Genomic DNA, 9,809 nt, shown 5'->3' with positions numbered 1-9,809 from the left:
AGCGCGAGGCCGCGCAGGCGCAGGCCGGCGCCAACGCCGACCAGGGCACGGACGTCGTGCAGGCGCAGGCCCAGCTCGCCCTGGCCCAGGCCGCGGTGGCCGCCGCACAGGCGCGGCTCGAGCAGTCGGAGATCCGCGCACCCGCCGATGCGCGCGTGCTGCTGCGCAGCGTCGAGCCCGGGCAGATCGTGCAGCCCGGGCGCGCGCTGCTGACGCTGGCGCTGGCCAGCCCCGTCGAGCTGGTCGGGCAGGTCGACGAGCGCTACCTCGAGCAGCTCAAGGTCGGACAGGCCGCGACCGTGCGGGCCGATGCCTATCCGCAGGCGCCGTTCGCTGCCACGGTGCGGCAGATCGCGCCGGTGGTCGACGCGCAGCGCGGTGCCATCGAGGTGAAGCTGGCCCTGCCGCAGGCCGCGCCGGCCTTCCTGCGCGAGGACATGACGCTGTCGATCGAGGTCGCCACCGGCCAGCGCGAGCGCGCGCTGGTGGTGCCGATGGACGCCTTCAACGGCGATCGCGGCAACGGCAGCGCGAGCTTGCGCGTGCTGCGCGACGGCCGCGTCGAGCAGCGCGCCGTCAAGCTCGGCCTGGCCACGCTCGATGCCGCCGAGATCGTCGACGGCCTGGCCGCGGGCGACGTGGTGCTGCTCGGCAGCACCCTGCCGGCGGGCGCGCGCGTCCGTGCCGACACCAGCGCCGCGGCCGCGCAGCGCGCCGCCAACGGCGGCCAGGCGTCGAAGGACAACGCCGGCGGCGCCATGGGCAACGCCTTCGGCCGCTGAACCGCCGCGATGCTCAACCCCCTGGGCTTCGAGTGGCGCGTGGCGCTGCGCTTCCTGCGCGAAGGGCGCATGCAGACGCTGCTGATCGTGGTCGGCGTGGCCGCCGGCGTCGCGGTGGTGGCCTACATCTCCGCGCTGATCAGCGGGCTGCAGCGCAACACGCTGGAGAAGACGCTGGGTGCGCAGCCGCACGTCACGCTCTCCGCGCCCGACGATGCGGTGCTGCCCGCCGCGCCCGCCGCCTCGGGCACCGAGGCGCTGCTGCAGACGCAGCCGCGTTCGCAGCGGCCGCGCTCGATCGTCAACTGGCAGGCCTTGATGCCGGTGCTGGAAGCTATGCCCTCGGTCGCCGCCGTCTCGCCGATGGTGGCCGGCGCCGGCCTGGCGCTGCGCGGCGAGGCCTCGCGCTCGATCGCGCTGGTCGGCGTGGATCTCGACCGCTACGACCGCATCGTCGGCCTGCGCGGCAAGGTGGTGGAGGGCCAGGCGCGGCTCGGCCCGGGCGAGGCCATCCTCGGCCGCGACCTGGCCAGCGACCTCGGCGTGCGCGTCGGCGACCGCGTCTCGGTGGTGGTGGCCGGCACCGGCGGCAACATCTCCGATTCGGCCCGCGTGACGGCGCTGGTCGACCTCGGCGTGCGCGAGCTCAACCGCCGCACGGTGATCGTGCCGCTGCGTGCGGCGCAGAGCCTGGTCGGCCTGCCCGGCGGGGCCACCAACCTCGACCTGACGCTGGTCGACGTGTGGACCGCCGCGGAGCTCTCCGCCGAACTGGGGCGGCGCTATCCCTACAAGGTGGAGAGCTGGCAGCAGCTCAACGCGCAACTGGTGTCGGCGCTGAACGCGCAGTCGGTCAGCACCACGTTGATCCGCGGCGTGGTGATGATCGTCGTGGTGCTCGGCATCGCCAGCGTGCTGGTGGTGTCGGTGGTGCAGAAGCGCCGCGAGATCGGCATCCTGCGCGCGATGGGCGCCACGCAGGCGCAGATCCTGCGCGTGTTCCTGCTGCAGGGCGCACTCGTGGGGGCCGCCGGCTCGGCGCTCGGCGTGCTGCTCGCGGTGGCGCTGATCTGGGCCTTCACCACCTTCGTGAAGGGCTCCGACGGATTGCCGCTGTTCTCCATCACGCTGGCCCCTGCGCTGGCCGTGCGCATCGCGCTGATCGCCACCGCCTGCGGCGTGCTCGCCGCGGTGGCGCCGGCGCGGCGTGCGGCGGCACTCGATCCGGCGCAGGCGATCCGGCTGTGAACGTCCCGGGCCAGCTCCTCATCCAGCTCGATGGCGTTCGCAAGCGCTACAACGTCGGCCGTCCCAACGAAACCGAGGTGCTGCACGGCATCTCGCTGGCGCTGCACGCCGGCGAGTTCGCCGCGCTGATCGGCCCGTCGGGTTCGGGCAAGAGCACGCTGCTGAACATCATCGGACTGCTCGAGACGATGAGCGGCGGCAGCTACCGCCTGCAGGGCGAGGAGGTGGGCGGCCTCGATGACGCCGGCCTCACGCTCAAGCGCCGTGAGGCGCTGGGCTTCGTGTTCCAGTTCCATCACCTGCTGCCGGCGTTCAGCGCGCTGGAGAACGTCACCCTGCCGGCGCTGATGCGCGAGGGCCACGTGAGCCGTGCCCGGCGCGAGCATGCCCGCGAGGTGCTGGCCGCGATGGGCCTGGCGCAGGCGATGCACAAGCGCCCTGGCGAGCTCTCCGGCGGCATGCAGCAGCGCGTGGCGATCGCCCGCGCGCTGGTGATGCGCCCGCCGCTGGTGCTGGCCGACGAGCCCACCGGCAACCTCGACCGGCACAGCTCCGACGAGGTGTTCGCGCTGATGCGCCGCATGCACGCCGAGCTCGGCACCTCGTTCCTGATCGTCACGCATGATCCTCGGCTGGCCGAGCGCTGCGACCGCATCGTCGAGCTGGTCGACGGGCGCATCGAGCGCGACGGCAGCGCGCCTGCCGCGGGCTGAGGCCTTTGCGTCAGGTCAGTCGGCCGTGGCGGCCAGCACCGAGAATGCCGCCATGCTCGCCCGACTCCCGCCGCTGCTGCGCGGCCTCGTGACCTCGACGCTGCTCGGCCTGAATACCCTGATCGGCTTCACGCTGATGATCCCGCCGGCGCTGGTCAAGCTGCTGGTGCCGGTGACCTCGGTGCGCAACGCCTGCACGCGGCTGCTCAATGCCATCGCCAACCGCTGGGTGGCCAACAACAACGCCTGGATCGGCGCCGTCAACCGCGCACGCTGGGACGTGCAGGGCGTCAAGGGCCTGCACCGGCGCGGCTGGTACCTGGTGTCGAGCAACCACCAGAGCTGGGTCGACATCCTGGTGCTGCAGCGCGTGCTGCACGGCCACGTGCCGATGCTGAAGTTCTTCCTCAAGGCCGAGCTGATCTGGGTGCCGGTGATCGGCCTGGCCTGGTGGGCGCTGGACTTTCCCTTCATGAAGCGCGGCCGCGGCCACGGCGCACGCGCCAGCGACCTGAAGACCACGCGGCAGGCCTGCGAGAAGTTCAAGCGCATTCCCACCGCGGTGATGAACTTCGTCGAGGGCACGCGCTTCACGAAGGCCAAGCACCATTCGCAGCACAGCCCCTACCGCCACCTGCTCAAGCCCAAGATCGGCGGCCTGGGCATCGCGCTGGCCACCATGGGCGAGCAGTTCGAGTCCATGCTCGACATCACCATCGTCTATCCGCATGGCGCGCCGACCTTCTGGGATCTGCTCTCGGGTCGCGTCGACGCGGTGGTCGTGCGCGTGCAGCACCGCGACATCCCGCCCGACGTGCTCGGCGGCGACCCGGTCGGCGACAAGGCCTACCGCCAGCGCCTGTCGACCTGGATCGAGGGCCAGTGGGCCGAGAAGGATGCGCTGATCGGCGAGCTGCTGGCCGCCCGCCAGGGCTGACTCAGCCCGCCTCGCCGAAGCGCCACGGCATCGCCTGCTCCTGCGCGTCGCGCAGGCGGAACTCGCGCGGCGACAGGCCGACGCTGCGCTTGAATACCTTGCTGAAGCCGAAGGCGTCCTGGTAGCCCACGGCTTGCGCCACCTGCTCGAGCGTGCGCGTGGTCCCGGCCAGGATGCGCATCGCCTTCTGCATGCGCACGGTGCGCAGATAAGCCAGCGGCGTCTCGCCCATCGCCGTGCGGAAGCGCTCGGCCAGCACGGTGCGCGACAGACCGGCGCGCGCGGCGAGTTCTTCCAGCGTCCACGGATGGGCGCAGTCCTCGTGCATCAGCGCCACCACCGTGCGCACCGGCGGGTCGGCCACGGCATGGCTCCAGCCGGCCTGCCCACCGCCTTGCCGCGCGACGATCTCGCGCAGCACGTAGGTGAAGATCACGTCGAGCAGCCCGTGCACGATGGTGTCTGCGCCGAGGCGGCGCTGGTTCACTTCCTCGTCGAGCAGCGCCACCGTCAACGCCAGCGGGCCCAGGCGCGGCAGGCTGTCGCCGCGCAGCACGAACCACGCGGGCATCTCGCGGAAGAACGGGTGCAGCGGCTCGTTCCACAGCTGGTAGGCGCCGCTGATTACCGCGCTGGCGGCGGCCTCGTCATCGACGGCGCGCGGTGCCGTCCAGACCGTGGCCGACGGGAGCTCGCCGCCGGCCGGCAGCGTGGGCAGCGTCGACAGCACATGGTGGCAGCCACGCGCCATCACCGCGATGTCGCCGGCCTGCAGCGACAGCGGTTCGTCCAGCGAATCGGCGTGCACCCAGGCCTGGCCATGCGTCACCACGTGCAGCCCGATGCTGCGTTCGCAGGGGAAGCGCAGTGCGCTGCCGGCGGACAGGCGGCGCAGGTCGAGCAGGCGGCGGCGCAGCCCGGTCTGGTGCAGGAGATCGGTGAGTAGGTCCATGAGTTCGGACGATTGGACATGAAAAGCGAACGATTGTCCATTCAAGGTTCGATCTGATCGGGAAATCATGGCGACCTCTCCACTGCGTCTCGAAGGAAGTCCTCATGTCCACCACCCTCGTCATCGGTGCCAGCGGCACCGTCGGCTCGGAACTCTCCCGCCTGCTCGCCGCGAGCGGCCAGACCGTGCGGCGTGTCACCAGCCAGGCGCCCGCGCACGCCGACCAGGTGCAGCTCGACCTGGTGAGCGGCAGCGGCATCGCCGCCGCGCTGGACGGCGTCGACCGCGCCTTCCTGCTCGCCCCGCCGGGCCACACCAACCAGCACGAGCTGCTCGGGCCGGTGATTGACGCCGCGCGCGAGCGCGGCCTGCGCCGCGTCGTGCTGATGAGCGCGATGGGCGCCAATGCCGACGAACACGCACCGCTGCGCCGCGCCGAGCTGCAGCTCGAGCGCTCGGGCCTGCCGTGGAACGTGATCCGCCCGAACTGGTTCATGCAGAACTTCCACACCTTCTGGCTGCACGGCATCCTCGCGCAGGGCCGCATCCTGCTGCCGGTGGGCCGGGCGAAGGGCAGCTTCATCGACGCGCGCGACATCGCCGCGGTGGCCGCCTCGCTGCTGTCCCGCGACGACCTCGCCGGCCGCGACTTCGACCTCACCGGCGCCGAGGCGCTCGACCACGACGAGGTGGCCGCGCTGATCGCGCGCGAGACCGGCCGCGACATCCGCTTCCAGGACATCACGCCCGAGGCCATGCTCGAAGGCCTGATCGGCGCCGGGCTGCCGCGCGACTACGCGGAGTTCCTGGTGCTCATCCTCGGCTTCTTCAAGGCCGGCTACGCCGAGCGCACCACGGATGCGGTGCAGGCCATCACCGGCCGCGCGCCGCGCCGCATCGCCGACTACGTGCGCGAGCACCGCCAGACCTGGCTGAGCTGAGTCAGCGCTCGCACGGGCGCGGCGGTTAGAGTCCGCGGGTGCCCCATCCCGCGAACGATATCCCGCGCGCGCAGTTCGAACGGCTGCGCCGCGTCGCCTACCTGCTGCCGCAGGCCATCAGCCCCGCCGAGTTCCACGACGGCCCGCCGGCCGACGGCGAAGCCGCGCTGCAGCGTGCCGGCTTCATGCAGTTGCAGAAGGCGGCCGGCGGCGCACGGCCGAGCCGCTGGATCTCACCGGCCGACGTCGCCGCAGCGCTGGCGCATCTCGAGGCCACCGGCGGCGCTTCCACCGGCGCGATGCCGCAGATGCTGGAGCGCCGCGCCGCGCTGATCGCGCAGGGCGTGGAGCGGCAGGGCGCCAGCTTCGTGCGGCAGGTCTCGCAGGAGATCGACGTGCCGGTGCCCGAGGCACGGCCGTGGCGCGTGGCGGTGGCGCACCGGGTGCCGCTCGCCGCGGAGACCGCCTGGGCCTTTCACCGCAACGGCGACCTCGACGCGCTGCGAGCTGCCTTCGGCACGCCGGCGCCATACCCGCACGCCGCCGAGATCCGCGACCACCTCGAGCGCCTGATCGCGCGCAGCCACGCCTATCAGCCGCGCCGGCTCGATTCCCTGCTGCCGCGCCTGGCCGCCGAGTGTGCGCAGCCGCGCACGCCCGCCGAACTGAAGGCCGCGCTCACCGCGGCGCAGGACCGCTGGGAGCGCCTCGTCACCGAACTCGTCGCGCTCGAAGGGCTGACCCACGACCTCGCCTTCCAGCGCTATCCCGATGGCTTCGAGGCGGCGCGTACGCTCGGCCGCGCCATCACGCTGTACGTCGGCCCGCCGAACAGCGGCAAGACGCACGCCGCCTTCGAGCGCCTCGCGCAGGCGCTGGACGGCGCCTACCTCGCGCCGTTGCGGCTGCTCGCGCTCGAAGGCCGCGACCGCCTCGTGGCGCGCGGCGTGCCCTGCTCGCTGCTGACCGGCGAGGAGAACGTGCCGGCCGACGGTGCGCGCGTGGTCTCCAGCACCATCGAGATGGTCAACACCACGCGCGTGCTCGACGTGGCGGTGATCGACGAGGCGCAGATGCTGTTCGACGTCTCGCGCGGCTGGGCCTGGACGCAGGCCATCGTCGGCGTGCCGGCGCGCGAGCTGATCGTGATCTGCTCCGACCATGCCGTGGCGGCGATCGAGCGGCTGCTTGCGGTGTGCGGCGAGCGCTGCACGGTGCGCCGCTTCGAGCGCAAGCAGCACGTGCAGCTGCTCGCACGGCCGGTGCCGCTGGCGGCGCTGGAGCGCGGCGACGCGGTGGTGGCCTTCAGCCGCCGCGACGTGCTGATGCTGCGCGACCAGATCGCCGCCGCCGGCCATGCCGTCTCGGTGATCTACGGCGCGCTGCCGCCGGAGGTGCGGCGCCGCGAGGCCGAGCGCTTCGCCGGCGGCGAATCCGACATCCTGGTGGCCACCGACGCGATCGGCATGGGCCTGAACCTGCCGATCCGTCGCGTGCTGTTCAGCACGCTGGAGAAGTTCGACGGCGAGGCCGACCGCCCGCTGGAGGCGTCGGAAGTGCACCAGATCGCCGGCCGCGCCGGCCGCTTCGGCATGCACGAGGAGGGCTTCGCCGGCGTGCTCGACGCCGCCGAGCCCGAGGCGGCGCGCGAGTTGCGCACGCTGATGGCGACGCAGGCGGTGGAGCCGCCCGACTTCAAGGCGCCGGTGGCGCCGAACCCGTGGCACGTGCAGACGATCGCCTCGCGCATGTCCAGCCAGTCGCTGCGCGAGGTGCTCGGCGTCTTCGTCGACCGGCTGCGGCTGGACGACGCGCACTTCCAGGTGGCCGAGCTCGACCAGATGCTGCTGCTGGCCGAGCAGCTCGACGGCAGCGCGATGCGCCTGCCGCTGCAGGCGCGCTTCCGCTACGCGCAGGCGCCGGTGGACACGCGCACCGACACGCAGCTGCAGGAGTTCCTCGGCTGGGCCAATGCGCATGCCATCACCGGCCAGGCCGGGCGGCCGTGGTTCCTCGACGAGGTCGACGGCCACAGCCGTCTCGACCGCATGGAGATGGCGCTGCGCGCCTGCACGCTGTGGTTGTGGCTGGACCTGCGCTTCCCCGGCGTCTATGGCCATGTCGAAGAGGTGCTGGCGCTGCGCGGCGCGCTCAACGACGGCATCGAGCGCCAGCTCGGCGGCAAGCGCCCGCTGGCGCAGATGCGCCGCGGCATGCGGCGCGCGCGCTGAGCCTCAGCCCAGGGCGAGCAGGCCGAGCGGATTCTTGCTGATCGCCGTCGCCACGATCTGCGCGAAGCACAGCAGCGCGGCGATCCAGGCCGCGGCACGCACGGCCACGGGCCGGCCCGGCTTCAGCGCCACCATCCCCAGGCTGATGTAGGCCAGCAGGCCGACGATCTTCGCCGCCAGCCAGGGGGTGTCGAGCGGGTTCAGCCGCAGCATCCACGCCAGAGCGATCGCCGTGGCCAGCAGCACGGTGTCGACGACGTGCGGCAGGGTTCGCGCCGTGCGGCTGCGCGCCCAGCCCGCATCGGCCAGCGCCCCGGCGCCGCGGGCGAAGAAGCCGGTGATCGAGATCGCGACCGCGCCCTGGTGGATGAGCTTGAGGGCGGCGTAGTCCATGCCGGGATTCTCAGCCGGGCTTGCCGTCCAGGCGCGGCTTCCACAGGAACGGCGCGTAGCGCATCGCATACAGCGCGAAGCCGCAGGCCCACAGCCAGCCGGCGATCAGCGAGGCGCTCACCGTCCAGGCCGGCATCGCCAGCGGCACGCCCACGCGCACCAGTGCGGCGAGCACCACGCAGGCATAGGTGGCCACGTCGAAGGCATCGGCACGCAGCGGCCGCGCGGTGTGGCCGCGGGCGGTGCGCGACATCATGCCGATGGTCATCGTGCCGATCGCGCCGGCGGTCAGCGCATGGGTGGCCACCGAGGCGGCGATCAGCCCCGCCGCGGCCAGCCCGCGCAGCGCCAGGTGCAGCACGATGAAGGCATAGGCCGCGTGCAGCACCCATACCAGTGGCGTGCGCAGCACGCGCCAGGGCTGCCACAAGGCCAGGCGCGCCGCGTGCAGCCCGGCCGCCAATGCGAGCAGCGCCGCCATGGCGGCGCCCTGCAGCCCGGCCAGGTCGGCCAGCAGCAGCGCCAGCACCGCGCCGAGCGCAAAGCGCTCCAGCGTCTCGTGGCGCCTTGCCTGCACGCCGGGCACGCCGTTGTTGGTGAACATCGGGATCACACGGCCGCCCATCACCGCCATCACGAACAGCATCAGGTCGAGCGCGAGCTGTACGCCCACCCAGCCGGGCAGCCCGATCACGCCGAGCTGCGCGAGGTGCAGCGCGAACTGCGCCAGGCCGAAGCCGGCGAGAACCGCCACGAAGAAGTAGTTGCGCCGGTTGCGCGACTTCCACAGTGGCACCGCCAGCGCGACGGCGCAGGCGATCGGGAAGGCGGCGTTGATGATCGCCGCCGCCCAGCCGAAGGGCGTGAGCACCAGCACGCGGCCGGCCAGCCACAGCGCCGCCAGCAGCGCCAGCGGAACGCCGGTGGGCGTGGGTTGCCCGGTCCAGTTGCGCCCGGCGGTGAAGAGGAAGCCCACCACCACTGCCAGGCCGTAGCCGAACAGCATCTCGTGGGCGTGCCACAGCGGCCCGGCGAGGTAGGGCCGGCACAGCCAGCCGCCGAACTGCAGCACCCACAGCAGCACCGACAGCGCCGCGAAGGCGCTGGCCAGCAGGTAGAAGGGGCGGAAGCCGAGCTGCCACAGCGCGACGCCCTGCACGGGCTTCGACTTCGGCTCCTCGATGTTCAGCAGGATGGTGGCCATTGCGATCTCGCTGAGTTCGGCCCGTCAGCTGCCGCAGCAACCGCCGCAGCAACTGCCCGCCTCGCGGCGCGTGATCTGCACGCGCCAGGTGTCGGGGCCCTGCTCGAGGTAGGCCCACTCGAAGCGGCCCGGCGCCTGCGCCTGCAGCTGGTGGTACAGCGGTTGCGGGTCGTGGTCGTTGACCAGTTCCAGCGCGGCGCCGGGCAGCAGGCCGCCCAGCGTCGAGAAGATCAGCGGATGGCGCTCGCGCGGCGTGATGCTGCGCACGTCGATGGTGGTGGTGTTGGCGGACATCGGAATCGGCGCTTTCGACGCGAAGGGTGGTGAGGTGCGATTGATGGTACGGATCGGACGATCTATAAGCAATATCATCCGTACATCTTTTGAGGCCGCGCGGTTGATGGCGAT

General features: G+C 72.3%; 10 protein-coding genes. 6 read left to right on the top strand and 4 right to left on the bottom strand.

The window, feature by feature from the left end:
• From AB7U92_RS14690 to AB7U92_RS14675, 4 genes are all read left to right on the top strand, one after another.
• Positions 1-782: efflux RND transporter periplasmic adaptor subunit (locus AB7U92_RS14690; RefSeq protein WP_428578166.1), on the top strand; the 782-nt coding region annotated here is incomplete at its 5' end.
• A gap of 9 nt (positions 783-791) precedes the next feature.
• On the top strand, positions 792-2,030 hold the full coding sequence (locus AB7U92_RS14685; RefSeq protein ID WP_428578163.1) for an ABC transporter permease: 1,239 nt from the start codon (positions 792-794) through the stop codon (positions 2,028-2,030).
• Positions 2,027-2,743, top strand: a complete 717-nt coding sequence (locus AB7U92_RS14680; protein WP_428578160.1) for an ABC transporter ATP-binding protein — start codon at positions 2,027-2,029, stop codon at positions 2,741-2,743. The genes AB7U92_RS14685 and AB7U92_RS14680 overlap by 4 nt, the downstream gene beginning before the upstream one ends.
• Before the next feature lie 52 nt (positions 2,744-2,795).
• On the top strand, positions 2,796-3,680 hold the full coding sequence (locus AB7U92_RS14675; protein WP_428578158.1) for an acyltransferase: 885 nt from the start codon (positions 2,796-2,798) through the stop codon (positions 3,678-3,680).
• A 1-nt stretch (position 3,681) separates the two neighbouring features.
• Here AB7U92_RS14675 and AB7U92_RS14670 read toward each other — a convergent pair whose 3' ends face one another.
• Positions 3,682-4,632: a cupin domain-containing protein gene (locus AB7U92_RS14670; protein WP_428578155.1), complete on the bottom strand. Its 951-nt coding sequence runs from the start codon at positions 4,630-4,632 to the stop codon at positions 3,682-3,684.
• Positions 4,633-4,736: 104 nt separating this feature from the next.
• Between AB7U92_RS14670 and AB7U92_RS14665 the strand changes: the two genes are divergently transcribed.
• Positions 4,737-5,573, top strand: coding sequence for an NAD(P)H-binding protein (locus AB7U92_RS14665; RefSeq protein ID WP_428578152.1), 837 nt, complete (start codon positions 4,737-4,739; stop codon positions 5,571-5,573).
• Positions 5,574-5,611: 38 nt separating this feature from the next.
• Positions 5,612-7,804 (top strand): helicase-related protein, encoded by a 2,193-nt coding sequence (locus AB7U92_RS14660; RefSeq protein ID WP_428578150.1) that lies wholly within the window; start codon positions 5,612-5,614, stop codon positions 7,802-7,804.
• Positions 7,805-7,807: 3 nt separating this feature from the next.
• Here AB7U92_RS14660 and AB7U92_RS14655 read toward each other — a convergent pair whose 3' ends face one another.
• From AB7U92_RS14655 to AB7U92_RS14645, 3 genes are read right to left on the bottom strand one after another with little or no spacing between them, the layout of a single operon-like run.
• Positions 7,808-8,197 carry a SirB2 family protein gene (locus tag AB7U92_RS14655; RefSeq protein WP_428578147.1) on the bottom strand — a complete coding sequence of 130 codons (390 nt, stop codon included), beginning with the start codon at positions 8,195-8,197 and terminating at the stop codon, positions 7,808-7,810.
• Positions 8,198-8,207: 10 nt separating this feature from the next.
• Entirely contained in the window at positions 8,208-9,401 is a 1,194-nt protein-coding gene (locus tag AB7U92_RS14650; protein ID WP_428578144.1) for an NnrS family protein, read from the bottom strand.
• Between the two features lie 24 nt (positions 9,402-9,425).
• Positions 9,426-9,695, bottom strand: coding sequence for a DUF2249 domain-containing protein (locus tag AB7U92_RS14645; protein WP_428578141.1), 270 nt, complete (start codon positions 9,693-9,695; stop codon positions 9,426-9,428).
• Positions 9,696-9,809 lie beyond the last annotated feature (114 nt).

This window comes from Piscinibacter sp., from assembly GCF_050175855.1.
Lineage (GTDB): Bacteria > Pseudomonadota > Gammaproteobacteria > Burkholderiales > Burkholderiaceae_C > Piscinibacter.
Note: the sequence above shows the minus strand (reverse complement) of the source record. Positions and strands in the feature narration are given on the sequence as shown.

Coding starts and splice junctions, on each gene's coding strand:
- AB7U92_RS14685 (WP_428578163.1), top strand. CDS start 792: ATGCTCAACCCCCTGGGCTTCGAGTGGCGCGTGGCGCTGCGCTTCCTG.
- AB7U92_RS14675 (WP_428578158.1), top strand. CDS start 2,796: ATGCTCGCCCGACTCCCGCCGCTGCTGCGCGGCCTCGTGACCTCGACG.
- AB7U92_RS14670 (WP_428578155.1), bottom strand. CDS start 4,632: ATGGACCTACTCACCGATCTCCTGCACCAGACCGGGCTGCGCCGCCGC.
- AB7U92_RS14665 (WP_428578152.1), top strand. CDS start 4,737: ATGTCCACCACCCTCGTCATCGGTGCCAGCGGCACCGTCGGCTCGGAA.
- AB7U92_RS14655 (WP_428578147.1), bottom strand. CDS start 8,197: ATGGACTACGCCGCCCTCAAGCTCATCCACCAGGGCGCGGTCGCGATC.
- AB7U92_RS14650 (WP_428578144.1), bottom strand. CDS start 9,401: ATGGCCACCATCCTGCTGAACATCGAGGAGCCGAAGTCGAAGCCCGTG.
- AB7U92_RS14645 (WP_428578141.1), bottom strand. CDS start 9,695: ATGTCCGCCAACACCACCACCATCGACGTGCGCAGCATCACGCCGCGC.